Source organism: Peribacillus frigoritolerans, from assembly GCF_001636405.1.
GTDB lineage: Bacteria > Bacillota > Bacilli > Bacillales > DSM-1321 > Peribacillus > Peribacillus frigoritolerans.
Genome location: NZ_KV440950.1, coordinates 768,297 through 795,253 on the forward strand (window position 1 = coordinate 768,297; position 26,957 = coordinate 795,253).

Annotated in this window: 29 protein-coding genes; 19 read left to right on the top strand and 10 right to left on the bottom strand. The window is 42.3% G+C overall.

The window, feature by feature from the left end:
* Positions 1-124: 124 nt before the first annotated feature.
* On the top strand, positions 125-1,654 hold the full coding sequence (locus A6755_RS03715; RefSeq protein ID WP_063589806.1) for a glycosyltransferase family 2 protein: 1,530 nt from the start codon (positions 125-127) through the stop codon (positions 1,652-1,654).
* 60 nt (positions 1,655-1,714) lie between these two features.
* Complete coding sequence (locus tag A6755_RS03720; protein WP_063589807.1) at positions 1,715-2,908, top strand: M14 family metallopeptidase; 1,194 nt, start codon at positions 1,715-1,717, stop codon at positions 2,906-2,908.
* Positions 2,909-3,348: 440 nt separating this feature from the next.
* Here A6755_RS03720 and A6755_RS03725 read toward each other — a convergent pair whose 3' ends face one another.
* On the bottom strand, positions 3,349-3,675 hold the full coding sequence (locus tag A6755_RS03725; protein WP_222620010.1) for a hypothetical protein: 327 nt from the start codon (positions 3,673-3,675) through the stop codon (positions 3,349-3,351).
* 276 nt (positions 3,676-3,951) lie between these two features.
* Between A6755_RS03725 and purT the strand changes: the two genes are divergently transcribed.
* The 10 genes from purT (at position 3,952) to rpsN (ending at position 12,058) form a co-directional block, all read left to right on the top strand.
* Entirely contained in the window at positions 3,952-5,112 is a 1,161-nt protein-coding gene (purT, locus tag A6755_RS03730; protein WP_063589808.1) for a phosphoribosylglycinamide formyltransferase 2, read from the top strand.
* Positions 5,113-5,547: 435 nt separating this feature from the next.
* Positions 5,548-6,915 (top strand): alkaline phosphatase, encoded by a 1,368-nt coding sequence (locus A6755_RS03735; RefSeq protein WP_095395309.1) that lies wholly within the window; start codon positions 5,548-5,550, stop codon positions 6,913-6,915.
* Positions 6,916-6,935: 20 nt separating this feature from the next.
* Positions 6,936-7,583 (top strand): DUF4352 domain-containing protein, encoded by a 648-nt coding sequence (locus tag A6755_RS03740; protein ID WP_034310384.1) that lies wholly within the window; start codon positions 6,936-6,938, stop codon positions 7,581-7,583.
* 103 nt (positions 7,584-7,686) lie between these two features.
* Entirely contained in the window at positions 7,687-7,839 is a 153-nt protein-coding gene (locus A6755_RS25840; RefSeq protein WP_072272311.1) for a YpzG family protein, read from the top strand.
* 194 nt (positions 7,840-8,033) lie between these two features.
* Positions 8,034-8,414 carry a nucleotide excision repair endonuclease gene (locus A6755_RS03745; protein ID WP_170946990.1) on the top strand — a complete coding sequence of 127 codons (381 nt, stop codon included), beginning with the start codon at positions 8,034-8,036 and terminating at the stop codon, positions 8,412-8,414.
* A 156-nt stretch (positions 8,415-8,570) separates the two neighbouring features.
* A complete protein-coding gene (locus A6755_RS26890) occupies positions 8,571-8,741 on the top strand; it encodes a hypothetical protein (RefSeq protein WP_174878692.1) in 171 nt (56 codons plus the stop codon).
* A gap of 411 nt (positions 8,742-9,152) precedes the next feature.
* Positions 9,153-10,340, top strand: a complete 1,188-nt coding sequence (locus tag A6755_RS03750; protein WP_063592416.1) for a GTP-binding protein — start codon at positions 9,153-9,155, stop codon at positions 10,338-10,340.
* A 22-nt stretch (positions 10,341-10,362) separates the two neighbouring features.
* A complete protein-coding gene (rpmG, locus tag A6755_RS03755) occupies positions 10,363-10,512 on the top strand; it encodes a 50S ribosomal protein L33 (RefSeq protein ID WP_034310390.1) in 150 nt (49 codons plus the stop codon).
* Positions 10,513-10,578: 66 nt separating this feature from the next.
* On the top strand, positions 10,579-11,748 hold the full coding sequence (locus A6755_RS03760; RefSeq protein WP_063589810.1) for an NAD(P)-binding domain-containing protein: 1,170 nt from the start codon (positions 10,579-10,581) through the stop codon (positions 11,746-11,748).
* A gap of 40 nt (positions 11,749-11,788) precedes the next feature.
* Positions 11,789-12,058, top strand: coding sequence for a 30S ribosomal protein S14 (rpsN, locus tag A6755_RS03765; RefSeq protein ID WP_034310392.1), 270 nt, complete (start codon positions 11,789-11,791; stop codon positions 12,056-12,058).
* 77 nt (positions 12,059-12,135) lie between these two features.
* Here the strand turns inward: rpsN and A6755_RS03770 are convergent, their stop codons facing one another.
* Together A6755_RS03770 and A6755_RS03775 are read right to left on the bottom strand one after the other, a co-directional pair.
* Complete coding sequence (locus A6755_RS03770; protein WP_082201233.1) at positions 12,136-13,779, bottom strand: alkaline phosphatase; 1,644 nt, start codon at positions 13,777-13,779, stop codon at positions 12,136-12,138.
* A 175-nt stretch (positions 13,780-13,954) separates the two neighbouring features.
* Positions 13,955-14,341 carry a VOC family protein gene (locus tag A6755_RS03775; RefSeq protein WP_223255861.1) on the bottom strand — a complete coding sequence of 129 codons (387 nt, stop codon included), beginning with the start codon at positions 14,339-14,341 and terminating at the stop codon, positions 13,955-13,957.
* A 322-nt stretch (positions 14,342-14,663) separates the two neighbouring features.
* Here A6755_RS03775 and A6755_RS03780 point away from each other — a divergent pair, with 322 nt between their 5' ends.
* From A6755_RS03780 to A6755_RS03790, 3 genes are all read left to right on the top strand, one after another.
* Positions 14,664-14,933, top strand: coding sequence for a DUF1292 domain-containing protein (locus A6755_RS03780; protein ID WP_034310405.1), 270 nt, complete (start codon positions 14,664-14,666; stop codon positions 14,931-14,933).
* A gap of 223 nt (positions 14,934-15,156) precedes the next feature.
* On the top strand, positions 15,157-15,585 hold the full coding sequence (locus tag A6755_RS03785) for a cell wall hydrolase (RefSeq protein ID WP_034310408.1): 429 nt from the start codon (positions 15,157-15,159) through the stop codon (positions 15,583-15,585).
* A gap of 146 nt (positions 15,586-15,731) precedes the next feature.
* A complete protein-coding gene (locus tag A6755_RS03790; RefSeq protein WP_063589811.1) occupies positions 15,732-17,198 on the top strand; it encodes a PAS domain-containing sensor histidine kinase in 1,467 nt (488 codons plus the stop codon).
* A 37-nt stretch (positions 17,199-17,235) separates the two neighbouring features.
* On the opposite strand, the gene A6755_RS03795 is transcribed toward A6755_RS03790, so the two are convergent.
* The gene (locus A6755_RS03795; RefSeq protein ID WP_034310411.1) at positions 17,236-18,228 is read right to left on the bottom strand and encodes an NADPH:quinone oxidoreductase family protein; all 993 of its coding nucleotides are present in this window, start codon (positions 18,226-18,228) and stop codon (positions 17,236-17,238) included.
* A gap of 162 nt (positions 18,229-18,390) precedes the next feature.
* Here A6755_RS03795 and A6755_RS03800 point away from each other — a divergent pair, with 162 nt between their 5' ends.
* Entirely contained in the window at positions 18,391-18,831 is a 441-nt protein-coding gene (locus A6755_RS03800) for a peptidylprolyl isomerase (protein WP_034310415.1), read from the top strand.
* A 77-nt stretch (positions 18,832-18,908) separates the two neighbouring features.
* Here the strand turns inward: A6755_RS03800 and A6755_RS03805 are convergent, their stop codons facing one another.
* The 3 genes from A6755_RS03805 to A6755_RS03810 all read right to left on the bottom strand — a co-directional run bounded on the left by A6755_RS03805 (position 18,909) and on the right by A6755_RS03810 (position 20,726).
* Positions 18,909-19,616, bottom strand: coding sequence for an oxidoreductase (locus A6755_RS03805; protein ID WP_343929529.1), 708 nt, complete (start codon positions 19,614-19,616; stop codon positions 18,909-18,911).
* 1 nt (position 19,617) lies between these two features.
* Complete coding sequence (locus A6755_RS28080; protein WP_343929527.1) at positions 19,618-19,848, bottom strand: SDR family NAD(P)-dependent oxidoreductase; 231 nt, start codon at positions 19,846-19,848, stop codon at positions 19,618-19,620.
* Positions 19,849-19,955: 107 nt separating this feature from the next.
* Positions 19,956-20,726 (bottom strand): sulfite exporter TauE/SafE family protein, encoded by a 771-nt coding sequence (locus A6755_RS03810; protein WP_034310419.1) that lies wholly within the window; start codon positions 20,724-20,726, stop codon positions 19,956-19,958.
* A 214-nt stretch (positions 20,727-20,940) separates the two neighbouring features.
* Here A6755_RS03810 and A6755_RS03815 point away from each other — a divergent pair, with 214 nt between their 5' ends.
* Positions 20,941-21,723, top strand: coding sequence for a TrmB family transcriptional regulator (locus A6755_RS03815; RefSeq protein WP_034310422.1), 783 nt, complete (start codon positions 20,941-20,943; stop codon positions 21,721-21,723).
* A gap of 282 nt (positions 21,724-22,005) precedes the next feature.
* Here A6755_RS03815 and A6755_RS03820 read toward each other — a convergent pair whose 3' ends face one another.
* A complete protein-coding gene (locus A6755_RS03820) occupies positions 22,006-22,359 on the bottom strand; it encodes a hypothetical protein (RefSeq protein ID WP_063589812.1) in 354 nt (117 codons plus the stop codon).
* A gap of 165 nt (positions 22,360-22,524) precedes the next feature.
* Between A6755_RS03820 and nagZ the strand changes: the two genes are divergently transcribed.
* Together nagZ and A6755_RS03830 are read left to right on the top strand one after the other, a co-directional pair.
* Positions 22,525-23,760, top strand: coding sequence for a beta-N-acetylhexosaminidase (nagZ, locus tag A6755_RS03825; protein ID WP_084737381.1), 1,236 nt, complete (start codon positions 22,525-22,527; stop codon positions 23,758-23,760).
* Positions 23,761-23,850: 90 nt separating this feature from the next.
* Positions 23,851-24,039, top strand: a complete 189-nt coding sequence (locus tag A6755_RS03830; protein WP_034310424.1) for a hypothetical protein — start codon at positions 23,851-23,853, stop codon at positions 24,037-24,039.
* Positions 24,040-24,632: 593 nt separating this feature from the next.
* On the opposite strand, the gene A6755_RS03835 is transcribed toward A6755_RS03830, so the two are convergent.
* Both A6755_RS03835 and A6755_RS03840 read right to left on the bottom strand, forming a co-directional pair.
* Complete coding sequence (locus A6755_RS03835; protein ID WP_034310428.1) at positions 24,633-25,034, bottom strand: SET domain-containing protein; 402 nt, start codon at positions 25,032-25,034, stop codon at positions 24,633-24,635.
* A 266-nt stretch (positions 25,035-25,300) separates the two neighbouring features.
* On the bottom strand, positions 25,301-26,926 hold the full coding sequence (locus tag A6755_RS03840; RefSeq protein ID WP_063589813.1) for a M4 family metallopeptidase: 1,626 nt from the start codon (positions 26,924-26,926) through the stop codon (positions 25,301-25,303).
* Between the last annotated feature and the right edge of the window lie 31 nt (positions 26,927-26,957).

Below are 26,957 nucleotides of genomic sequence, written 5' to 3' on the forward strand. Positions count from 1 at the left end.
GCGCCGTTTTTAAATGACATCCGACAAGTTCGTTAAGAATATATAGTTATAAATGTCTTCAGGGAAAGTTTTGCAATCAGATTAATTGGGGGCCAGTTAAGATTTACAGTAAAGGGTGGTATTAATGACCAGTAAAAAGGTTCGGGTGTTAGTGGGCAGTCCAATTTACCAAAAACCACATATTTTACAAAAGTTCCTGCTTTCACTCAAACGGTTGGATGCGGAGGGGAAGGAACTTGCCTATTTTTTCATTGACGACAATGAAGATGAGCGATCAAGCAAGATGCTCGAAGATTTCAGTCAGGAGCAGAACAATGTCAAATTACTGGCATCCAATCAAAGCGATGTTTATGTGTGTAATGGCACTACCCATTACTGGAATGAAAATTTGGTATGGAAGGTCGCGGGTTTCAAAAATATGATTATCGAACATGCAATTAAAGAACAATATGATTATTTATTTCTAATCGATTCAGACCTCCTGCTATATCCTCAGACCATCAACCAGCTTATTTCTGCAAATAAGGATATCACCTCTAATATCTTCTGGACAAAATGGCAGCCTGATGCCGAAGAGCGTCCTCAAGTATGGTTATATGATGAATATACCCAATGGGAGATATCACGCGGTCAGGTGTTGACGGACTCGGAGATCAACACACGTTATCAATCGTTCATCCGTAAGATGCGAACACCTGGTGTTCATAAAGTTGGGGGACTGGGTGCCTGTACACTCATCAGCCAAAAAGCTTTGAAAGCTGGGGTGACTTTTAATAGAATCGAGAATCTGTCATTTTGGGGTGAAGACCGGCATTTTTGCATCCGTGCAGCAGCTTTAGGGATTTCGATGTATGTTGATACCCACTTACCCGCTTATCATATATACAGGGATTCGGATTTGGAAGGTGCGATGGAATTCCTCGATCGAACGGATATGGGGGAAGGTTCAGAGGCATCACGTCCTAAATTAACGCTGAGCATGGTCATGAAAAATGAAAGCGAGCGCTATCTAAGGAGGGTTTTAGAGGAAATTCGTGATTATATTGATGAAGCCGTGATTATTGATGATGGCAGCACGGACAATTCCGCAGAGGTTTGTTTAGAGGTTTTGAAAGGGATGCCCGTGCGTATAATCAGGAATGACATTTCCAAGTTCTCCAATGAAATTGAACTTCGTAAAATGCAATGGAAAGAGACAGTGAAGTCAAATCCCGAGTGGATTTTAAATCTTGACGCCGATGAAGTGTTTGAAAATAGGTTCAAAGAGGAAGTCAGGCAGCTGATAAGCGATCAGGAAGTGGATGTATATTGCTTCCGGTTATATGACTTTTGGAATGAAACCCATTACAGGGAGGATGAACACTGGTGCGCTCACCAGTATTACCGGCCGTTCCTGGTAAGATATCGGGAGGGGTTTGAATGCAAATGGAACGATAGGCCGCAGCATTGCGGTAGATTTGCCGAAAATGTCTTTGAATTGCCTCACAAGTTATCCGACATACGATTGAAGCATCTGGGCTGGGCCAAAAAAGAAGATCGGATGGCGAAATTCAAAAGATATCGGGAATTGGACCCTGATGGTACGTATGGAAGTACTGAGCAATATCAAAGCATTCTGGATGAAAACCCCAATTTGGTTCGTTTTGAGAAGTGACTTTTGCTTTGGCAATAATTAAATCGAATCTGCATACATTTGGTTAAGAGGAGGTGCAGTATGGATGTTTTTGTGCGGCAAAATGATTCCTTGTGGTATTATAGCCAATTATTCAAGGTGAATTACCAACTTATCATTGATTCCAATAGTGGGATAGATCCACTTGCACTTATGATTGGCCAACAAATCAAAATACCTGGCTTTACGACAACCGGCTATAGTATAAAGCAAGGTGATTCGTTATGGGCAATTGCCAGGTCACGCAATCTTTCATTGGATGCCCTATTTTTAGTTAATCCCAATCTCAACCCGAATGCCTTGCAAGTCGGTCAGACAATTTCTGTACCATTAAGGATTACGTGGAGGCTCATTCAAGGAAATCGGGAATATGCTTATGAGACGATGATGACCGATGTTAGACGTTTGAAAACAATCTATCCATTTATAAAAACCTCCCCCATCGGGGACTCCGTGCTTGAAAGGGATATCCCCGAAGTTCTGATTGGAAATGGCAACAAACGAGTTCACTATAATGGTTCCTTTCATGCGAATGAGTGGATAACGACGCCTGTGATCATGACCTTTTTAAATGATTATTTACTTGCAATCACGAATCAGGCTGACATCCGCGGTCTAGATATGTTTCCCTTTTATCAACAGACGATGCTGTCGATCGTCCCAATGGTGAATCCGGACGGAGTGGAGTTGGTTTTGAAAGGACCGCCTGCAGATGAGCCTTTGAGAGGACGGCTCATCGAATGGAATAATGGCAGCGAAGACTTCTCTGGCTGGAAAGCCAATATTAATGGTGTAGATTTGAATGATCAATTTCCCGCCGAATGGGAACTGGAACAAGCCCGTAATAATGTAACGGAGCCAGGTCCGGCTAATTATCCAGGGGAAGGGCCGCTTACACAGCCAGAGGCCATTGCAATGTCAGAGTTGACAAAAAAACGTGATTTTGGCAAAGTCCTTGCGTTCCACACCCAAGGAGAGGTGATTTTTTGGGGGTTTGAAGGTTTGGAACCACCCGAGTCGGAAACGATAGTCAATGAGTTTGCGAGGGTCAGTGGATATGAGCCTGTTAAATCCGCCAATAGTTATGCAGGGTATAAGGATTGGTTCATTCAGGATTGGCGCAGACCGGGATTTACCGTGGAGCTGGGCAAAGGAACGAATCCCCTTCCCATATCTCAGTTCGATGAGATTTATCAGAAGTCGCTTGGGATTTTCTTGGCAGGGTTATATATGTGAAATTTGACCAAATGAAAAAGCTCAACTCCGTTTCCAAGGGGTAGAGCTTTTTAGTCTTATAAACTATTAGACTTGAAACGATGAGGGCTGCTGCAAAAAATAAGTAAAGTTATGCTTTACTTATCGATTGCATGATTAAATTGCTTTTTAGCTTGAAATGAACGGACATTTTCCATGCCTCGGTTATATTGCAGCCCCTACCAAAAGGAAATCTAATAGTTTTACGGTAAAGAAGTTAACCTTCCTTAGCGCTAGTATTGGCCCCACCTACGCCATATACTGTGACGGCCACGCATGCCATCCAACCTAATTTCATTATAATAGAAAGCGCTTACATTTTCAAAAATAATCGTACTGCAAATTTCGACATTCGTATAAGCGTCCCTTACCAGTAGGTGGAGAATGGGCATATTACTGATAAGGGCCCTATAAGATTCAGATTAATCTGCAATGAATTCCTGTAGCTTTTGCCTTAGGCCACCATTGCCGAATTTAATGAACTTTGTCTTTCCGGCTTCCTGTTCCGAGGTAGAAGCGAAATCCAAAAAGGCTAAAAGGTTGATCCGGCGGTGAAGAATATGGACAATGCCGTATTCATAGAACCAATGATCAATCGTGTTGTAAACCCCTTTATTCAGTCGATATTTCTGCTGGCACCAGTGGAAAAATAGTCTGTCAGGAAGATTAAGGTACTCCATATCTTCTAAGCCCCCATTTTTCTTCTCATTCATGACAGGGGAAATGGTCCTTAGCAATTCCTTTTGCATAGTAAACTCCTCCCTCATTGATAAAAACGAAAAAACCCCCTATTCCTGTTGAATAGAGAGCCTCCAGTAGACTAGTCAGCTTATATATATTCCTTATATAAAAGCAGTATAAAGTTTATTAATCCTATTTGTCAAGTTGGTATTTGATAACGGGAAATAAATATATTCATTTCCTGTTTTCAGTATGATTTTAAATGAAAATACGAATAAATATTTATGTTTATTCGTTTATAGTTCGTATATAATGTTTTTGAGGAATTAAGGAGGAGAGACTGAATGTATAAATCGAAAAAGATTTTATTATTGGGCTCGGGTGAATTGGGGAAAGAGGTCATACTTGAAGCTCAGCGACTTGGTGTGGAGACCGTTGCTGTAGACCGTTATGAACATGCCCCTGCCATGCAAGTCGCTCATCGCAGTTATGTGATCGATATGCTGGATGCGGAACAACTAAGGGGAGTTGTAGAGAAAGAACAACCCGATTTGATTGTACCGGAAATAGAAGCCATCGCCACATCCGAATTAGTCAAGTTGGAAGAGGAAGGCTTTCAAGTCATTCCGACAGCAAGAGCCGCTAAATTGACGATGGATCGTGAAGGGATCAGGAGGCTGGCTTCTGAAACTCTGGAGATTCCGACAGCAGCCTACAAATTCGCAAACACTTATGAAGAATTTGTCCAAGCTGCCAAGGAAGTTGGGTTTCCCAATGTCGTCAAACCGCTGATGAGTTCTTCAGGTAAAGGGCAAAGTGTGTGCCGTACGGAAGGTGACCTGGAGGATTGCTGGAAAATCGCGATGGAAGGCGGCCGGGTTCAAAATGGACGGGTGATCATTGAAGAATTTATCCGTTTTGATTCGGAAATCACGCTGCTTACTGTCCGGGCCGTAAATGGTACCATGTTTTGTGCTCCAATCGGTCACATTCAGCAGGGCGGGGATTATATTGAATCCTGGCAGCCGCATAATATGACAGAAGCACAAATAATGGAAGCGAAAAGAATTGCCCATGCCATTACGGATGAACTTGGCGGGTACGGATTATTCGGGGTAGAGCTGTTCCTCTCAGGGGATAAAGTTTATTTCAGTGAAGTTTCCCCACGTCCGCACGATACGGGGCTAGTGACATTGGTGACTCAGAATTTGTCCGAGTTTGCCCTTCATATTCGGGCGATTCTAGGATTCCCCATCCCGGAAATCAAGCTGATCAGTCCAGGTGCCAGCCGTCCATTAAAAGCGCAAGATGAGTTATCGGAATATTCAATAGTCGGTGTTGAACAGGCTTTGGCTTTACCTGATACACAAGTGCGCCTTTTCGGAAAACCTGTTACAAAGGCAGGTAGAAGGGTTGCGGTCGCCCTGTCGTCTGCCGATTCCACCGAGGTGGCGAGAGTGAATGCGGCCCGTGCTTTGGAATGTTTAGTTGTAGAGAGAGAATAGTGAAAAACGCGCTCTTGAATGGAGCTTCAGTTTTTCGACAAAAAAACGGATTTCTGAAAAAAATGTAACGTTTCTCAAAGAAAAAACTGTAGGTAACGAATTTGTCTGCAGTCTGACTCTGAAGCATCCTTATTCGGATGCTTTATTACTTTCCTCCATTAATAGCAATTTAAACTCCTGACAATCACCAGATTTGAAGACGTTGAATGAAAAAAACTTTGTTCAAGTTCACTTACCCACACTGGTGTTAACCAAATCTTTTTCATTGTAATATGCCCCCTTTACTGATGACTTCCCTGAATAACCAATTCCACATGCTGTCTTTACTTTGTCTTAACAATTATCCTGTCATCTTTTTACATAGCCTTGACATTGAGTTCATTTTCTTCACCTATAGTTAAATTAAATAGAAAACATTAACGGGAGGTCATTCATTTGAATCGCACTTGGAGTAAAAAGGTTTTACCCATCACGCTCGTTTCTGCATTGGCATTTGGAAGTTTATCATGGTCCGGTGCGGATCGTGTTTCGGCAAAGGGGAACCCAAATAAAGAACCGGAAATCAAGAACGTCATTTTCCTTATCGGTGACGGCATGGGTGTTTCCTATACCTCCGCTTACCGGTATTTAAAAGATAATCCTGGTACGAAGGTGGCAGAACGGACAGAGTTTGATAAATACTTGGTTGGCCAGCAGATGACTTACCCAGAAGACTCTGCACAAAATATAACGGATTCAGCTTCAGCCGCTACGGCAATGTCTGCAGGTGTGAAGACTTATAACGCTGCCATTGCAGTGGATAATGATAAATCCGAAGTCAAAACCGTATTGGAAGCAGCAAAGGAAAAAGGAAAAGCGACGGGATTGGTTGCCACTTCGGAAATCACTCATGCTACGCCTGCATCTTTTGGCGCCCATGATGAAAATCGGAAAAACATGAATTCAATCGCAGACGATTATTATAACGAATTAATCAAAGGCAAACATAAAATTGACGTCCTATTGGGCGGAGGGAAGTCCAATTTTGTCCGGCCTGATGTCAATTTGGCGAAAGCCTTCGAAAAAGACGGTTACAGTTATGTGACGGATAAAAATCAAATGCTAAAGGACAAAAATGAGCAGGTTCTTGGTTTATTCGCTTCTGAAGGACTTCCGAAAATGATTGACCGTCCAAGTGAAACGCCTTCTTTGGCAGACATGACAAGTTCGGCGATCCAGCGCTTGAATAAAGATAAAGATGGATTCTTCCTTATGGTCGAGGGAAGCCAGGTCGATTGGGCAGGACATGATAATGATATCGTAGGTGCAATGAGTGAAATGGAAGACTTTGAAAAAGCATACAAAGCGGCCATGGAATTTGCGAAGAAAGACAAACATACCTTAGTGGTGGCTACGGCGGATCACTCTACAGGAGGATTCTCGATCGGAGCAAAAGGAATATATAACTGGTACGGTGAGCCAATCAAGGCAGCCAAACGCACTCCTGACTTCATGGCGGATGCCATCGTCAAAGGCGCTGATGTCGAAAAGACCCTAAAGCAATATATTAACCAAAATGTAGTGAAGCTAACTGACGGTGAAATCAAAACGGTAACTGAAGCTGCCAAATCAAAAAATGTGACGAATGTCGATAATGCCATCGAAGCCATATTCGATAACCGGACCAATACTGCCTGGACTACTGGGGGACATACGGGTGAAGATGTTCCAGTCTATGCATACGGGCCTTATAAAGAACGTTTTGCCGGGCAGGTCGATAACACGGATCAAGCCAAAATCATTTTTGAGCTATTAAAGAAATAATGACTTCAGGGAGGGATTCAATGAACAGACTGATGATCGGTGCCCTGTTATTAACGGCATTTGGTGCTCTTAATACCCAACCAGCTTACGAAGAAGAAACGACAGCTAAAGAAAAAACAGAGGAAATTGCACGACCACTGGAAAAAAAGGATGTCTATGTTCCGAATCCGCAGCTTCCTGATGATATAAACTTGAACCAGATCGGACAGAACGTTTCCGATGCCAAAGGCGAATTAACTTTGAAGGCCTATAAAAAAGTGAATGAAACGTTGAATGTTGGCCCGATCGAGGTTAACATCAAAGAAATGAAAGTGATGCATGCCACTCCGGATTACAGCATGATCGATTTCTTCCACGGCTATACGCATGATGAAGATTTCGATATCGTAAAAGTGAATGTGGAAATCAAAAACAATTCGGATAAAAAAATTAAGTTTTCGCCAGTTGCTTTCCTTGAAACGGACAGAGGAGAACATCTGACATGGGAAGATGAGATCTATTTGGAAGAACTTACTGGTGAAATAGAAGGAAACGGTTCAAAAAGCGGAAACATTGGTTTCATTCTAAATGATGGAAACATAAAAGGCATATCCGTCATGTCAAGTGATGCGGTGGATGACGAAGGGAAAGTCCTTGCAAAAGGCAAGTCAGCTGAATTCGCTTTTTAAAGAATATGTATAAATGGCTTGGAAAAATAAAATACTAGAACAAGTGATGGGGATTACTATCACTGAACGGAATATCCAAATCCTAATGATGAGGTGACACAGAATGAGCTATAAAGATCAATTAGATCCACATTCTCAAAAGTTTCACCATAATTGGACAAGACCTAAGCGTTCAAAATCTCAAGTTAATGGCCACACGCAAGAATCACAAACAAACATTATACTAAGAAGCAATGCAAAGGCTCACAGGTGGTAACGGATATTTCCGACAAAGAAGGAGGCTCCCAGCGAGTCTTCTTCTTTATATTTAGAATCATCTTAATCCAAGCAAGGCATTCATGGCTTTTCACTCATAATTATGATACCATTTACCTTTAAGATTGAAGTGATGAGCTTGGCGTGAAACTGGAGTCGATTGAAAGTTTCACCTTATACGAATAGAGGACGTGAATTGTAATGATTAAAATTGAAATCCCTGCAGCGGATATAAGCATCAAACAAAGAAAGCAAGTTATAGAAGGAGACGAAGCTGTCATTCCTGAAATTTACGGGTTTATCGATTTTCATTTGATTCCCCGTGATAAAGGCGGCATCATCTTGTTTTACAATGAGAATGATGAACTGATTTTTGTCGGTAAAGCCCGTAAATTAAGACCAAGGGTCAAGAAGCATTTCGAGGATAACGTATCTCCGATTAAAGAGCATCGTAATGAAGTCAAGAAAATTGACATTCTTTTAGTCGAAGACGCTATGGAACGTGAAATCTATGAAACGTACATGATCAATAAGCTTCATGCTAAATACAACGTCGATAAAGTGTTTTATAAATAAGAAACACCTAAGAAAAGCTGATTGCATATGCACTCAGCTTTTTTGTGTTTAGGGATATGTACAGAAACAATTTCGTACATTTACAGCAGCTACATGTTAGGTTAACAATGTTGGTTTATATTTAGAGTATTCCAATACATTCTCAGGAGGAAGCTATTGAAAAAAGTACTTTGTAAAAAGGTGTTGGTTATCTCGATCGGGACAGTGATTGCCTTTGGGAATTTAACGTGGTCCATGTCACAAGCTTCTAAGCTGGCGAAACAGAGAGAGAGTGAAACTTTTGAACAAAAGACAGTAACATCTTCAGGGTGGGAAATGGCGGAATAAGCACAATGGCCAATAATTTTTTTCTCGATTTGCAACAAAGAAAAAGAAAAATGTATTGGATAATGAAACGTTGTTAATGATCAGCTGTTTGTAAATATTGAAGTACATTAAAATGATTAAACTGCAATGGAGGTTTCTTACACATGATGTAATGTGTGATGGGGCTTCCATTTAATTTTTATTGTTTTAATGTAAGCCTCTTTCATTTATCCATGTGTCGGAGCAAGCGTGATTACATGGGTTCAAGAGAAGTATTCGGAGGCTATTTTGAAAAAAACTTGCAAATAGTAATGATTACGTTTTATTATTAGAGAGTGTTTTTTTATATGGAGATTGCTTTGGTGTTTAAATCGTAATGATTTTGATTTAATTTAAGCAAAGAAATTAGGTAAGGAGTGGTACGGGTTGGAGATGAAGAAAATTCCGGTTACAGTATTGAGTGGATACCTTGGTGCAGGAAAGACGACGCTTTTGAATCATATTCTTGAGAATCGGGATGATCTGAAGGTTGCCGTCATCGTTAATGATATGAGTGAAATCAATATTGATGCTTCGCTGGTCAAACAAGGAGGGTTTACCCGGACGGATGAAAAACTGGTGGAAATGCAGAATGGCTGCATTTGCTGTACGCTTCGTGAAGATTTGATGATTGAAGTGGAGAAATTGGCGAAACAAGGGGACATTGATTACATCGTGATTGAATCGACTGGGATAAGCGAACCGGTCCCTGTAGCCCAAACCTTCTGTTATGTTGATGAAAGCATGGGAATTGATTTATCGAAATCTTGCCGGCTTGATACGATGGTTACCGTTGTTGACGGGTATAATTTTTGGCAAGACTTCACTTCCGGAGAAACGCTTATTGATAGGATGCAGGCAACTGATGCTGCGGATGGCAGGGAAGTGGTCGATCTATTAATAGATCAGATAGAGTTCGCCAATGTCATCCTGTTAAATAAAATCGATCTGATGGATGCTGATACCGTTGCGGAATTGAAGGCGGTTCTTCATAAAATGAATGCCGATGCGAGAATTATCGAAACAAACCATTCCAAGGTGCCGCTAAAGGATGTATTGAATACACATTTATTTGATTTTGAAGAGGCAAGCCAAGGAGCCGGCTGGATAAAGGAATTGAATGAAGAGCATATCCCGGAGACCTTGGAGTATGGGATTTCTTCCTTCGTTTACAGGAGGGGAATACCCTTTCATCCCGAACGGCTGATGGAGTGGTTGGAAAACTGGCCCGTACAAGTGGTGAGGTCGAAGGGATTCCTTTGGCTGGCATCGAGAAATGATACGGCAGGCTTGCTTTCGCAGGCAGGACCGTCATTGACTTTACAAGCAGCCGGTAAATGGATTGCAGCTTACCCTGAGGAAGAACAGCGCCAAATTTTAAAGGAAGCACCTGAATTATTGGAACGGTGGAATGCAGTATACGGTGACAGGATGACGGAGCTTGTGCTGATTGGCATTCAAATGAATCAACAGGAACTCGAAAATGAATTAGATCAATGCTTATTGACGGAAATCGAGATGCAGCAGGATTGGTCTCTTTATGAAGATCGATTGCCTGCATTTACGGAAATCGTTCATTAAAAAACTTTAGGAGGAAATAGAAATGAGAGTAAACATTACGTTAGCATGCACAGAATCAGGGGACCGAAATTATATTACGACGAAAAACAAGCGGAATAATCCGGACAGGATCGAATTGAAAAAGTACTGCCCGCGATTGAAGAAACACACGCTTCACCGTGAAACGAAGTAATTTTAAGGTTTAAATCGTAATGATTATGTTTTATCGAAGTGAATGGATGTGAAAGGAGGGAAGTTCATGTTGGAATGGATCATTGTTGGCGGAGGCATTCAAGGTATGACGATGGCTGCATTTTTACTTAAGTCAGGAAAAACGACGGTGGACCAGCTGGCGATTGTCGATAGAAATGAAGAACCATTGGCAAGATGGAAGCAGTGTACGGAAGTCATTTCAATGCCATATTTACGTTCTCCATCCGTACACCATCTGGATGTGAATCCCTTCAGCCTGCAGAAATATGTGGAGAAGGCAGACTGGAAAAATAACTTTTACGGCCAATATAAGCGGCCATCCCTACAATCCTTCAATGAACATTGTGTTCACTTGGCTGATGATTTAACCATTAAGCAGGCATGGGTGCAAGGGGAAGTCATCTCTGCCTGCAAAACGGGACAGGGCTGGGAAATCCAATTGCAAAACAAGCGACGGCTTGAGGGGCAAAAACTTGTGATTTCAATTGGCATTGGCGAACAGCCTTATTGGCCTGAATGGGCACGGCAATTCAAACAAGAGCATGGGGGTTCCGTTTACCACATATTCGATGAAAATATTCCGGAGCTGACACAATTACAGGGACCCATTACGATCATTGGGGGCGGCATATCTTCTGTCCATCTCGCTTTAAAGCTGAGTAATATCTATCCACATGATGTGACGGTTCTGAAGCGGCATCCTTTTAGAATTCATGATTTCGACAGTGATCCTGGTTGGTTGGGGCCGAAAAAACAGCGACCTTTCCGTGCTATATCCAGCTTTCAAAAAAGACGCGAGACCATTATCCAGGCCCGTAATAAGGGATCCATCCCACCTGACTTACATAAAGCGCTGATGAATCAGGTTAAACAGGGATTATTGCGTGTCATGGATGTTGAGGTGAAAAGCGCTGTGTGGAGGGACGGGCATATCAGCCTCAGGGATAAAAACGAAAAGGTCATTCAACAAACAGGGACGATTCTTTTAGCGACCGGCTTTAAGTCATCATTGCCAGGGAAGGATTGGCTGACGCCAGTCATCCGGTCGCATGATTTACGCTGCGCGGAATGTGGTTATCCAATTGTATCGCAGTCGTTGCAATGGGGACCTGGCTTATATGTCACGGGTGCATTGGCTGAACTTGAAATGGGACCGATATCCAGGAATATATCGGGAGCAAGACAGGCAGCGGAACGAATTGTGAATAGTTTATAGATTTTTCATACATTCAAGATTTAAAAAAAGGAGAATATAAATGGCGAAAAAATCCAAGGTGATAAAAGCGCAAAAACAGTTGGCAATGGTCGAAAAGTATGCAGAACTTAGAAAGGAATTGAAGGAGAAAGGGGATTATGCCGCATTGGCCAAACTCCCTCGTGATTCCTCGCCGACAAGGGTCCACAATCGTTGTGGAGTAACGGGGAGGCCCCGTGGATATATGCGGAAATTCAACATGTCGCGTATCGTTTTTAGGGAACTTGCTCATAAAGGGCAACTGCCGGGTGTCAAAAAGTCAAGCTGGTGAAGCGGGGAGTTCTAAATCATTCATAAGAAAAGGAGCCCTTGTTAAACAAGGGCTCCTTCCCATTCAAAAGTGTTTGCTTACTTGACTGCCTTTAATGCTTGTTCGGATATATAGAAGTCTTTTCCGTTGTAAACGGTGATCGCATTAATTTCTTTTTGTTTAGTGGATTTAGGAGTCTTGCTGATAACGATATTCTTATTTGCAGGCAACTCCACTTTTTGCTGCCCCTTTTTCGCTACAAAAACTGGGTTATTCGGGTCTGTAACATCAATGCGGGTTGAATATCCTTTTTTCTCAAAGGAATCTTTAGCATTCATGTATAGTTTGTTCGATAATTTTTGTAAATCAAAGCCCATGAATTCGGCCATTTTTTTAGCGAGGTCTGTATTCTCCACTAATCCAGTCGGTTTTGAAGGGCCATAAGAATACAGGAATACGTCTTCACCTGTATGACCGCCAGTTGTAAAGCCAATGTTGGCACGGTTAGCAAGCAGCTTTGTCATTTCAGCACCTACATTTTTAGAAGAGGTAAGTTTTGCTGTTTCTTCAGAAGTCAGATTATCCAGTCCATACAGTGCCGCAACTTCCTTCAGATTGGAATGATCTGGTTTTAGCTTACTTAAGGCCCCTTCAACAGTCATTTTCGCTTTCTTTAATGGATCGATATAAGCTGATACGGGTGTTTCCGGGTAGGAGGAGTTCGTGTTTACGTTACCCATTGTAATTCCGCTGTTCCCATGGTCCGTTACAGCAATGACCATCGTGTTTCCGTCATTTTTTGCAAACGTAAGGGCTTCGTTCACGGCATCATCAAAAGCTAAAGTATCACTAATCATTCCGATCGTGTCGTTTCCGTGAGCAGCCCAGTCAATCTTGCTTCCTTCAACAAATAAGAAAAAGCCATCTTTATCTTTTTTCAAGGTTTTAAGGGCTTTATTGGTCATTTCAGCTAAAGTGGGTTCACTGGGCTTTGTTGTTTTACGATCTAAATCATATGCCAGGGCGCTTGGTGCAAAGCTTCCCCAAATTTTATTCGATTTGGATTTTAACAGCTCGTCACGGGTTTCAACAAAATCATATTTGTCTTCATCGAGCACTTCCAAAAGGTTTTCTCCATCAATTCTTGCATTTTTTGTTTTACCTGGTAAAAGGGATTCTTTGCCCCCTCCCAAAACGACGTCAATCCCCTGATAAACCTGCTGTTCCGCAATATCACCATAATTGCTTCGATGTGTCACGTGAGCGGAGAAGCCTGCGGGTGTAGCATGCTGGATTTCAGATGTAGAAATGATGCCCGTAGCCTTTCCGGCTTGTTTCGCACCCTCCAAAACGTTAGCGACTGGTTTATGGACATTTTTCGGATTAACTGGATCGAGCCCTGGAGAATTAACGATGGTTGGCAGGACACCGACAAATTTATCATTTGATTTATTTCCTGTCGCAAGCGCTGTTGCTGCAGGAGCTGAGTCGGTAATCGCCGATTCAGCCGAGTATGTACGCATGCCGCCAGACAGCATTTCGTCCATGGCTAGATTATCGCCTTTATACCACCTTGAAAGGGTTGTTGCTCCTGTGCTTGTTCCATCCATCACCATCATGATGACGTTGGTTGGTTCTTTTTTCTTGTCTTTAGCCTGAACATCTTCCTTCATTGTTGAAATACCAAGTGATGATATGGCCACCGCGCCCGCTAAAGTAATTCCTGCTACCTTTTTGCTCATTTTCCCCAAAATGCATACCTCCAAAAATATGATTACATTTAGGATAAATGCAGTATATTAAGAAATTACTTCATATAAGTAAAGAAAGGATTTTTATCTGTAAATTTTGTTTGAAGAATAGAGTGAACGTTAAAAAAAGCAGAAGTCTATAGACTCTGCCTTTTTAGGATGGTTTTTACCTTTGGAAAAATTCAATCCACTCTTTTTCCGGTCCATATACGTAGAAATAGCGATAACCATTCGGAAGGGTGACAATCTCTTCATCAATCAGTTCGGTGTTATCCAAGCTTTTGATCCGGGCATATTCTTCTTCGATATCATCCACGGTAATGGCGAAATGGTGGATCGTTGCTTCGGAGGGAAGTGTGTCGCTATATCCCTGAATCAATTCTATTTCTGTTTCGTCCGACTCTTCGTAACCGAGGAATGCCAGTTCGATCACTCCATTAGTGTGAGTCATGCGTTCCTTTAATTTCAAATCCAGCACATCTTGATAAAAGGCGATGGATTTTTCAAGATCTTTTACAACAACGCCAATGTGATCGACCCTTTTTACAGCCAAGAAATCTTCCTCCTTCATTAAATCCGTATGCAACTTGCTAATAGTAGTATATATAAGATTATTCGGAATTAAATTACTTTTTTATAGCCGTTTTTAGATAATTTTTAAAATGATGTTAATAAAGGGAAAGTATTGGTAAATAATGAAAAATGACAAATGGCTTATGGGATAATACTTTTCTTCCATAGTATCACTTGATAGATTCTTTTCTTGGAAAGAAATGTATTCATCATTTTCCAGGGCAAAAATTTGTTTCTAAATGGAATAGTCGATATACTATGGAAACAACTCCATTATTAATGGATAGGAGAGGAGAGGTAGTATGGGAAAAATTCGTGAAGGTGAAGTTTTTACTCTTACTGATGACAGTGATGAAGGCCATGAAGTTGAGGTTTTAGGTTCATTGGATGTAGAAGGAACGGAATATGTTGCAGTAGGCTTGCTTGAAGATATTGAAGAGGATACGGATGAAGATATCGATATTTTCTTTTTCAGGGTCGAAGGCGAAGGTGAACTGCTCGATATCGAATCGGATGAAGAATTCGAAAAGGTATCATTGGCGTTTGAAGCGGCATTTGAAGCGAAAGAATGACAAGATAAAAGACGGCACAATGTGTGCCGCCTTTTTTATATGTATAAGGAAAGTATCGGCCCCGCCTTCGCCAAATACCATGATAGCCACGCGTGCTATCCAGCCTTATTTAAGTATAGGGTTGTATTATTGATAGGACGTGTACTCCATATGAAGATTTTGTTAATAAACGGAGTATTTTTCCATAACCAAGGCATAGGATAAAAAAAGTGGAGGCGATGGGATGGCCGTTGTAAAGCACACTGATGCCGATATTGCCTTATTGGCAAGATTGCTTAGGGCGGAAGGCGAGGGTGAAGGTGATCAAGGCATGCTGATGATCGGTAATGTAGGGGTCAATCGGATTAGGTCGAATTGTTCCGATTTCAAGGGGTTGAGGACGATTCCAGACATGATTTATCAGGAGCATGCCTTTGAGGCTGTACAGAAGGGGTATTTTTATCAGCGGGCAAGAGACAGGGAAAAGAGGCTTGCACGCCGTAGCGTAAGCGGCGAAAGGCTATGGCCTTCGAAATTTAGCCTATGGTACTTCAGGCCACCGGGAGATTGCCCGGCAACCTGGTATAATCAACCCCTTGTTGGGCGTTTCAAGCTCCATTGCTTTTATGAACCAACAGGTACAGAATGTCCCAACATTTATAATACATTTTAAGGAAATGGCTGAACCTAATGGGGGTTTGGCCTCTTTGTGCATCAATCCTTAACTTGGAAAAAACATATGATAAAACTGGCAAATGATTTACTGATACTGTAAAATTGAGACTGTAAATTTCCGGATAAGAAAGGAATAAAAAATTGATGAGTAAAAGGCTTATTGATTATGGACAAGGGCAAATGGGAGAACAGCCGGAGGATAGTACCGAGAAATTCAAGTCTTTCATGGAGAACAACCCGGACGCCATTTCCATTGTTGATCTGGAAGGAAAGACCCTTCAGGTGAATGCAGCTTTTGAAGAGTTTTTCGGATGGAAGAATGATGAGCTCATTGGCATGCCGTTTCCAATTATTCCTGATTTCTTGAAGGAGTCAGTCAATGAATTGCATGACCAAATTAAGGCTGGGGTACAAAAGAAAGGCTTTGAAACGGTCAGGTTAAGGAAGGATGGCCAGTTAATCGATGTAAGCATCTCCCTGTTCAATATCCGCGATAATGAAAATGAGCCGTGCGCTTTGGTTTTCGTTTATCGGGATATTACGAATCAAAAACTTGCTGAAGCTGCCTTGAAGGAAAGTGAACAAAGGTATCGCAGTTTAGTGGAGGTGTCACCTGAAGCGATTTTCGTACATCGCAATGGGATCATCGAGTATATGAATCCCATGGGGGCAAAAATGCTTGGGATGGATAGTGTGGAAGATATTATCGGTAAATCGGTTTTTCAGTTCGTCCACCTGGAGTCCCAGGAAAGTGTACAAAAAAGAATCGAAATCATGAGGGACGATCATCAGGCGGTTGGTTTACTGGAACAAAAGTTCATTCGGCTTGACGGACAAGAATTTTATGGAGAAACACTCGGTCTTCCGATTATTTATAAAGGGCAACCAGCCATACAGGTATTCTGTAGGGATATTACGGAGCGTAAAAAGACCGAAGAGCTGCTCTGTAAATCCAATATGTTATCGGCAGTGGGACAGATGGCTGCAGGCATCGCACATGAAATAAGAAATCCATTAACTACGGTCAAAGGGTTTTTGCAATTATTAAGGGAAGACCCTGAGCAAAAGGACTATCTTGAAATGACGGTCAGTGAAGTTGAAAAAATCGAAATCCTGGCCAATGAGTTTTTAAGTTTAGCAGAGCCTGAAGCGAAGGTTTGTGAACTCATTCAGCTTAACGAGATATTGGACAGTGTGATTACGTTAGCCGAATTTCAAGCGATATTGAATGATGTCGAAATCATCAAGGAATATACTACGGATACGGCATCAGTCTTTGGCGAACCGAATCAGTTAAAACAAGTATTCACGAATGTCGCCAATAATGCGATAGAAGCCATGCCGAATGGGGGTAAACTTCATATACAGTTAAACCATGAAGGTGACTCTGCGATGATCCGGTTCATTGATGAAGGCTGCGGAATCTCAAATGAACGAATGAAGCATCTAGGGCAGCCTTTTTATAGTACATCTGAAAAAGGAACAGGGTTTGGGCTCATGGTCAGCACCAAAATCATCCATGAACATAATGGGGAAATTCATTTCACTAGCGAAGTGGGAGAAGGGACGATTGTGGATATCAGTCTCCCTATCTATGAAAGTTCACAATGAAAAGTGACGAGAAGCCATGCTCTCGTCACTTTTTGGTTCAAAGTTTAACGATCGTCCTGCCTCTTGCTTCCCCTTTTAATAGGGTAGGAAGGACGTCAGGCAATTCTTTAAGTGTAATTTCCTGTTGAACGAGCTGTTCCAAATCCTCCAGTTTAAAGTCGGTGGCAAGGCGTTGCCAAACTTTCAATCTTGTATCCATCGGGCAATTGACCGAATCGATCCCAAGTAGATTAACACCTCTTAGGATGAATGGAAAGACGGTGGCAGGAAGGCTTGTCCCAGCTGTCAATCCGCTGACCGCCACAGCTCCGCCATACTTGATTTGGCTAAGGACCGAAGCTAACGGTTCACCGCCGACGGGATCTACCGCCCCGCTCCACTTCTGTTTGCCCAGAGCCCGCAGCTTGCCATCATATACATCTTCACGCGATACAATGGTCGACGCACCGATTGCCTTCAAATATCCATGTTCCGATTCCTTTCCTGTACTAGCCTCAACGGAATAGCCAAGTTTGGAAAGGATCGAGACGGCAAAACTGCCGACCCCGCCAGTTGCACCAGTGACAAGAACGTTCCCTTGCTCAGGTGTGAGGTTATTTTCTTCCAGCCGCAGAACCGATAGTGCTGCAGTGAAACCGGCCGTTCCGATGATCATCGCCTCTTTCATTGTTAGGCCATCAGGAAGCGGGACGATCCACTCTGCAGGAACACGGGCAAATTGACTATAGCCCCCTGATTGGGAAACGCCAATTCCGTAGGAGGTCGCAATGACTTCGTCTCCTTCTTTAAAGCGGGAATCCTCAGATGAAACGACAACACCAGCCATATCAATTCCCGGAACGATCGGATAGCCGCTGACAATGTTTCCATTTGGAATGGCTGCAAGGCTATCTTTATAGTTCACACCGGAATAATGAACACGGATGAGCACTTCGCCTTGAGGTAGATCATCAAGTGATAGCTGCTGAATGTTAACGGTGAATTGATCATCTTGCTTATTCACGACTAATGCATCAAATTGCTGTATCATGGTTCGTTCCCCCTTATAATAATGAATCTACCCCATTATAAAAGAAAAAATAGAGGAATGTATAATGATACAATTCGAAATAAGTAGCGCTTCCTTTTCTTTCTGCTTCTAAAAATGGTACTATTAGATTTGATTCAGTTCATATTAAAGGAGATGTTTAACATGGCTAAAAAAGGATACATACTTATGGAAAATGGAGAAAAAATCGAATTCGATCTTTTCCCGAACGAAGCACCTAACACAGTGGCTAACTTCGAAAACTTGGCAAACACAGGATTTTATAATGGCGTAGTCTTTCACCGTGTAATCCCTGGTTTCGTAAGCCAAGGCGGAGACCCAACAGGTACAGGCGCAGGCGGAAGCGGCACACAAATCAAATGTGAAACAGAAGGAAACCCTCATAAACATGAGGCAGGAAGCCTATCTATGGCACATGCTGGAAAAGACACAGGCTCAAGCCAATTCTTTATCGTGCATGAACCACAACCGCATCTTAACGGTGTTCACACAGTATTCGGTAAAGTGACTTCTGGACTTGAAACAGCCAAAGCTATGAAAAATGGCGACAAAATGGAAAAAGTCGAAGTTTTTGACGCTGAATGATGGAAGCGAAAAGAGGGGGCATTATGCCCCCTCTTTCTTTTTGCTCTGTTCATGAGCGAAGACAGGGAAATATAGAGTCATTTTGGAGTCATGCTTTCAATGAAACGATATTTGATCCCTGTCAAGGTTTCTGAAATATCCCATAACCTTTTCGACGTTTCTTCATTATATAAGGTATGGATGACCTCGTCTTTTCTGGGAAAGCCTTTTCTGCCCTTCTTTCCATCGGGTCCGATATACTCCCCGCCTGTCAATGAAGGTTCCGTTGCGGCATAAAGGGTAGGCAATGCTCCCATACTTGCCGGCTGGGTGATGGTTTTGGAAAGAAAGTGCACGAATCTATTTATGGGTTTTCCGGAACCGCGGGACATGAGATTAGTATGGGAAAGGCCTGGATGACAGGCAACACTGATCGGGGTTGCGCCATGCTGGTTGAATTTATTCTGTAATTCGCGGGCGAAGAGTAGATTGGCCAGCTTGCTTTGCCCATAGTATTTCATTGGTTTATAACCGTTTTCACCATTTAGATTTTCGAAGTCTATATATCCATTGATGGCGGCCAAGCTGCTCAATGTGACCACACGCGATTTTGGCGTAGAAAGGATACGCGGAAGAAGGAGGCCTGTCAAAGCAAAATGACCGAGGTGATTGCTGCCGAATTGCAGCTCGAAGCCATCCTTTGTCCTACTGTAGGGCGGGATCATCACACCTGCGTTATTGATGAGGACGGAGAGAGATTCATAGTTTTCCTGAAAGGAAGCGGCAAAATGCCGAATGCTGCTCAAATCACTTAAATCCAGCTCCCATCACACGTACATTTGCCTTTGGATGGACCGATAAGATTCTATCGACCGCCTTTTCACCCTTTGAAGCATTCCGGACCGCAAGGATGATCTCTGCCCCCTTACCGGCCAATGCAAAAGCCGTTTCGAAGCCAAGCCCGCTATTTGCACCAGTAATCACAATGGTTTGCCCCAATACATCTGCCATTTCTTCGCCATCCCACTTTTCAATCATCCAATCACACCTTTCCACACAGTCTTTACCTATCATATACCCAAATAATCCCTATATGTCACATTCTGTGCGGGGAACAGTGTGCTGTCGTCTATTTTTTTAAAAGATTAGCCGCCCATTAAGTAATCCATTATATTTTTCACGATCAAAATGACGGTCACGATGATAAATAATACTCTTACATATGCCACTCCTTTCTTAATGGCAAATTTAGAACCGGCCAACGCTCCTGCTATCATGGAGATCCCCATTGGAATTCCGTAGGAAAAGTTGACGGTATCAAGGAAAATGAACATGATCAGTGCCGCCAAATTACTTCCGAAGTTCAAAAATTTGGCATTTCCTGCAGAGTGCAAAAAATCAAAACCAATCATTAAAAAGGCAAACAAAATGAAGGATCCCGTTCCAGCGCCTAAAAAGCCATCATAAAAACCAATGGCAAATATAGCGAACGCAAATAGTGCAGCCTTTTGCCATGTGAGTGTATGGTAAGTCGATTTCTGGCCCCAGTCCTTTTTAAAAAAGGTATAAATGGCAATAGCTATTAATAGAACCAAGATCATTGGCTTTAATAATTCAGGCGAGACGAAATTGACAACCCAAGCTCCTAGCAGGGAACCTATGAAAATCAATGGGAAAAGTTTTGAAACCAATTTGAAATCAACCTTACCTGAGCGAATGAAGGCAATGGTGCTTGTTAAAGACCCCATGGAACTTGCTAACTTATTCGTAGCGATCGCTGCTGACGGGGAAAGTCCTGAAAATAATAAAGCGGGTATCGAAATCAGGCCGCCGCCGCCGACCACGGAATCAATGAATGCTGCCAAAAATCCGAAAAACATCAGCAGCAATAGTGTCGAAATTTGTATATCTTCCATCCAAGAAGCCTCCGTATCGATGGCATTATGGCTGAAATGCTTGTTTTGCTTGAGCCATAATCCACGCGTTCATATTAGTCACTATTTAGATAGTAACTAATATGAACCATTCTGTAAATAAGAATATTTGAGCCATACTGTTTGAAATCGAATAGATTTCGATAAGAGATTTGGTATGATAGGCATATAACTTACCAAAGCACTAGGAGGTACTATGCAAGATATCATTCAAAAACTACAGTCTCTCGGGTTTAGTCAATATGAAGCAAAGGCTTATGTTTCTTTGGTTCGCCAAGGCCCAACCAGTGCCTATCAAGTAAGCAAGGAGTCAGGAATTCCAAGGGCCCGCATCTATGAAATATTAAATGGACTGCAAGAAGAAGGCATCGTCTTAAAAGAGGAAATCAATGACTCGATAAAATATTCACCGCTGCCAGTTGATGTTTTTTTGGAATCGGTTCAATCAAAATGGAACAATACCTATCAATCCATCAGCCATACATTAAAGCAATTCGAGAAAAACGAACCGATGTCCGACAATCGTGTAATGACGCTTAAAGGTGAAGGGCACATCCTATCCTTCTGCCGTACCTTGATTCAAAAAGCCGAGAAGAGGGTGGTGGTTTCCCTATGGGACGAGATGTATGGAAAACTTGAACAAGAGCTAATAGGGGCCGCTGCGCATTGCACGCTGAAGGGGATTGCATTTCAGGTTGAAAACCCATTATCGGGTATAGATATTCATCGTCAAACAAGCTATGTGGAAAATATCGGGGAAAACAAATGGTTCATCTTATCCATTGATGGCAAGGAGACGATTTACGGCCCTTCGCCCGAAACGAGAGAAACGGCGTTTTACACAGATGATCCCATTCATATCAATTTTCTCGAAAATTACATTTGGCATGATATCCTCGTTAACCGCTTGGTTAAAAAGGATGAAGAAGATGCCGAGAAATGGATTTCAAGTGAGAGAGACCGTTTTTTCTCCCTATAAGATTTGAAAAAAAGAGCTGATAACCCCATATGCAGGGGATATCAGCTTTTTTATTTTGGCTCTTTTCGAAAAGATTGTTGTTTTTAAAACGAAACTATTTAAGGTTGATTGGAGCGGAAGTGCGAGACTCCTGCGGGATTAGCGGGACAGGTGAGACCCCACAGGCGTTTACGCCGAGGAGGCTCACCGCCCGCCCCGCGGAAAGCGAGCATCTGGAGGGGAAATCAACCACACCGCACTACTTGTTAATAGCAACAAAGTATGCGAAAACAGCCTTATTTTTCATTCGGATAAAAGGGTTTTAGGAAATTTAATGGCCGTGGGCAAGCTGGATTTATCTCGATAAGACCTGTAAGACACAATCGTATGATTATGCGCTTGAACGTCCAACTGGAGAACCTGTGAGCTTTTCATTTCCAAATAGTACGTAACGTCTTCTATTTGTAAATGATAAAAGGAAAAAGGTATCCCTAAAAGGTCTTTCCTGATTAGTTTTGTTTCGGGCTGATTGATGATGTGCTCACTCAATTCCGCTATCGTAACAGAAGTTGTTCCTGTAATGGCTGTTATTTTTTCTTTTGCATAATCGACTGCATGACTGAAAGTGCCGGCAATGTTCTTCAAGATTCCGTTCATGGGTGCATCTCCTTTGAATTAGGCTATGTATGTAGTATTAGACGCGGCTAATGGTTTATGCAAAAAAACCGGCAATGATGATATAGAATCGTCACTTTATGAACATGATTAAGAAGTGTGCAACAAATATAAAAGGGCAATCAAGAAAGGACAGAAGGTCAAAGCATGAGGAATAAAAAAATATTTATGGGCCTGCTTTTCATCGCAATCCTCGCTTTTTCAGCCGTGTTCATTCAGTTGAATATGGATGTCAATTCCAGAGCGGAAAAAGGGGAGGACGACGATGCGGATAATCATGAGAGAATAGAGAAATTGCTGAATAAAATGACGCTTGAAGAAAAAATCGGACAGCTTATGATGGTCGGTTTCAAGGGGACTGAAAAGAGCGATGAAATTACGGAGCTCATCGAACAAAAACATATAGGAGGCGTCATCTATTTTGACCGCAATATGAAATCACCTAAACAAGTGGCCCGGTTATCCAACTCGCTTCAGCAAACGGCCAATCAAAGTGCACATTCGCTTCCGTTGATGGTGGCCATCGATCAGGAAGGGGGGGACATCATCAGGATGAAGGAAAGGGTATCGCCCCTCCCTGCGCAACAGGATCTTGGGAAAAATGCCTCTATTGAAGAGATGTACAAGGTGGCCAGATTGAATGGGACAGAACTGGGATCCATGGGGATTAACATTAATTTTGCCCCTGTACTTGATTTATCAAAAACGGATAAACGTTCATTGGGGCAAGATCCGGGAAAGGTCTATCAATTCGGAAAGAAAGCCATTCAAGGCTTGAATGAGGTATCGATAACGGGTGCATTGAAGCACTTTCCCGGCAACGGACGCAGCGAAATCGATCCGCATGTCGAAACTTCATCCGTGGAGGCCAACCAACTGGATCTGGAAAATTCGGATATCTATCCCTTCAAGCAAATCATAAGTGAAATGGATAACCAAAAGTTTTTCGTGATGGTGACCCACATTAAATATCCAGCCTATGATAAAGAAAAACCAGCAAGCCTTTCTAAAATCATCATAGAAGACCTGCTTCGGGGGAAACTCAAATATGAAGGACTTGTTGTTACCGACGATTTGGAAATGGGAGCCGTGAACAAGTACTTCTCCTATGATGAGATGGGGAAGCAGGCAATCCTTGCTGGAGCGGACTTATTACTTGTCTGTCATGAATATTCCCATGAGCTTGAGGTATATAACGGATTACTGCGAGCAGTAAAAGCAGGGGAAGTTCCAATGGATAGAATTAACGAGTCAGTGAAAAGAGTGTTGACATATAAACTTAACAACATGAAGCAAACGAAAGCTGACCCTGATCAAGCGGAAAAAGTCGTGAAAAATCCGGAAAGCATAAAATTCATCGAAAGCCTGAGCGAGGATGAATAAAGCGAAACCGCTCTCTCAAAAAGGTGCTTTTGTTTAAATCAGCTGATAGAGGGAATACTATATAGGACTAACTTGAAGGAGGAAACTAACATGCCATCAAACAAAATGCTTGGAACCGTCCTGATAGGAGCAGCCGCATTTTTAATGCGCAATAAGAAAACCCGTGAAAAAACCATGAGTCAAATAAGATCTCTAGCCACACCAGAAACCATTGATAAGGTGAAGAGCCAATTCCAATCAATAACCAAAACAAAATCAAGTAACCCATCCGTACGTTAAGGTGAAATGATCCCATTAGTAATTCTTAATGGGGTCAAAGTTTTTTTAAGTTCCCGCTGATTAAAGAAATCCGCTTCCTTTCCGCCGACTGTCTGCCAAGCCTCCTCGACACAAGCGTCTGTGGGGTCTCGTCTAGCCAGTTATTCGGCAGGAGTGTCGCGGATTTGTAAATGAGGGTTTCACCTTACTTTAAATGAAAAGTTGAATGGAACGGAAGGTACGAGACTCCTGCGGGAAAAGCGAGTCCAGGGGAGACCCCACAGGCGCAAAGGCGCCGAGGAGGCTCCCGGACCGCCTGCGGAAAGCGAGTGCCTGGAGTGGAAATCATATTACTAACCCTCAAATCTGCTGCTTCCGCCCGATTGTCTGCCAAGCCTAATCAAAGCAAGCGGTTTCGGCTAACCAGTCATTCGGCAAGAGTGTGGCAAATTTATTCAATCGTCTTCAAAAAACTACCCCATTAAGTTAATCTTAATGGGGCTTTTTTTAGGTTTAGTGAATTCATCATGCCGGTAAAAGGAAAAGCACTCGTTTCTTTTGAAGACCATGGACAGGCATTCAAAAGTACAAGTGCTTTCATGAAGGATCAATGATCATTCAGCTTCATCTTCGCCGTCATTTTCTTTATTGAACCAAAGCGGATCCTCATTATCGACTTCACCATTATAATTAATCAGGATTTCCTCCCCTGCTTTTATGTCGGTGTAAGCAAAGAAATCAAACGTATGATTCTTGAAGTTTATGTCATACGTAGCGTTGGGTGTATAAGAATGATTAAACAGCATGCCATAGCCTAAAAGCATGGCAGTATGGTTAATTCCATATTCAAACGCATAATCAGCCAGCAATGTCTTCTCAATGAAAACATGCTCCTCGTTCGGATATGCAATGACAGGTGCCTCATGCAAAAGCTCACCTTTTTTAATATCTCGTGTTGCGAATACGCCTCTATTGAACTCGCCATCACTGAGTGTGGAAGTTTTAACTTCAATCATGTTCGTCACCTACTTGTTCTATTCAATATAGTCCAGATCATCTAAGCTTGACAGTTAATAAGAAGAAAAGCAACTATTTTACGGAATTAATCATTTTTAGTAAAAGAATCAGTTTGTTTTTATTGAGGCCCCGCCTGTACCGTAGGACGGAATTCCTCACATGAAGGGCGGCCGACATGATCCTCGGAAGGTAGACCAATACATAAGATGAAAACACCTCCGCTAGCAGGGAAGCTAGGGAGGTGTTTGATATATAGGTAAATCTGTTAATTCACACCGACAGCAGTAAAGGCATTTTTGACAGCCGTGACTTCTGAACTGCTTGAACCGTATAAATCAGAGGCCGATTGTATGACGGCCGCTCTGGCTTGTGAAAAAGTAGACGACGAAGTTAAATATGTTGTGTTTGCCCGATAAAAGATGGTTCCTAGTTTATCGATGCCGATTCCGGATACACTCACGCCATGGTGGGTTCCGCCTGCAGAGATTAAATAAGCTGCCTTATTAATGATTCCGCTGTTCGTGTGGACTCCGCCATTATCACCCGTTCCTGTATAACGGTTCGAATAATGGTCAGGGTCCCCATTCAATGTTGGATTAGCCATCGAGCGGAGTGCATCACCGGAAATGTTAGGTGTGTAAATATCTTCCCCGACCAAATAATCGGCTTTGGCACTTTGATTCTTAAATTCTACGACAGTGCCAAAAATATCAGATATCGCTTCATTCAAAGCACCGGATTCATATTGATAGGTAAGGTTCGATTCCGAGGAAGTGACGGCATGCGTCAATTCATGCGCAACGACATCGAGCCCGCCGGACAATGGGATGAACGTCGTGCCATCTCCATCACCGTAAACCATTTGGGTGCCATCCCAAAAAGCATTATTGTATCTTGAGCCATAATGGACTGTTGATTTCAGGATGGTTCCATTACCATCATAGGAGTTCCGGCCAAATGTGGATTTGTAATAATCATAGGTTTTACCCGCATAATAATGGGCATCCACCGCAGCTTTATCGGCAGAAGCAGTAAAAGCATTTGTTGTGTTGGAAAAGAGTGTACCAGGCAATCTTGAACGGTTATTGGCGTTATACGTGTAGATGCCTTTACCGCGTGTATTGTCTTGTAAGTAGTATTGACCGTTGGATAAGGTAGTGTTCAGCGACACCGTATTGTTTAAGACGCCAGTGCCCGTTCCGACGGAGTTGGTCCCCGTCACTTCATCCAATGTATTATATTTATTCAGGATTTTACCCGTTTTGACTGAAATGAAATAATTATGATTTCCTGGTTCCGGACTTAAGAATTTCAAATTGACTTTATATACATAATCGGCCTTGCCTTCATTTGCGTATACATACAGGTCAGATTCAGGTGATTGCTCGTAGGCAGGTGTGAACCCCAGATCCGCTTCAGCTATTTTGATAGCTTCGGATTCACTGATGCCTTTTTTAGCCTTTTTCCCTAATTTCGTGTTTAGATTGGCTTCAACCGTACCGGACACGACGGTCAATACACCTTTAGCGTCAATCAATACGGCTTGTGTGGAATTCCATACTGGTACGCCTTTATAGGTTTGTTGCAATTTAAGGACGGTATTGCCCAGTTCATCCTTGCTTTCTTTCTCGATCGTGAAGGAGTCCTTCGCCTTTTGCTTTTCTAGCTTGTAAGACTTTTTGTTCTCATCAAAAAAGGTAAGAATGATATCTTCTGCCGTTTGCTTTGAGGGGTCCGTAAGCTTCCCAGACTTGTATTCTAGTGAATCCCTATGCTTATTGTACTTTTCAACACTTAACACATTTTTTGCCGCTAAAGCTTCTTGATGGGGAATAGCAGAAAATAATAGACCGATTGATAGTGCAGTTCCTAAAAATACCTTACCTTTCATAACACTCAACTCCTTCATGAGAATACCTCAT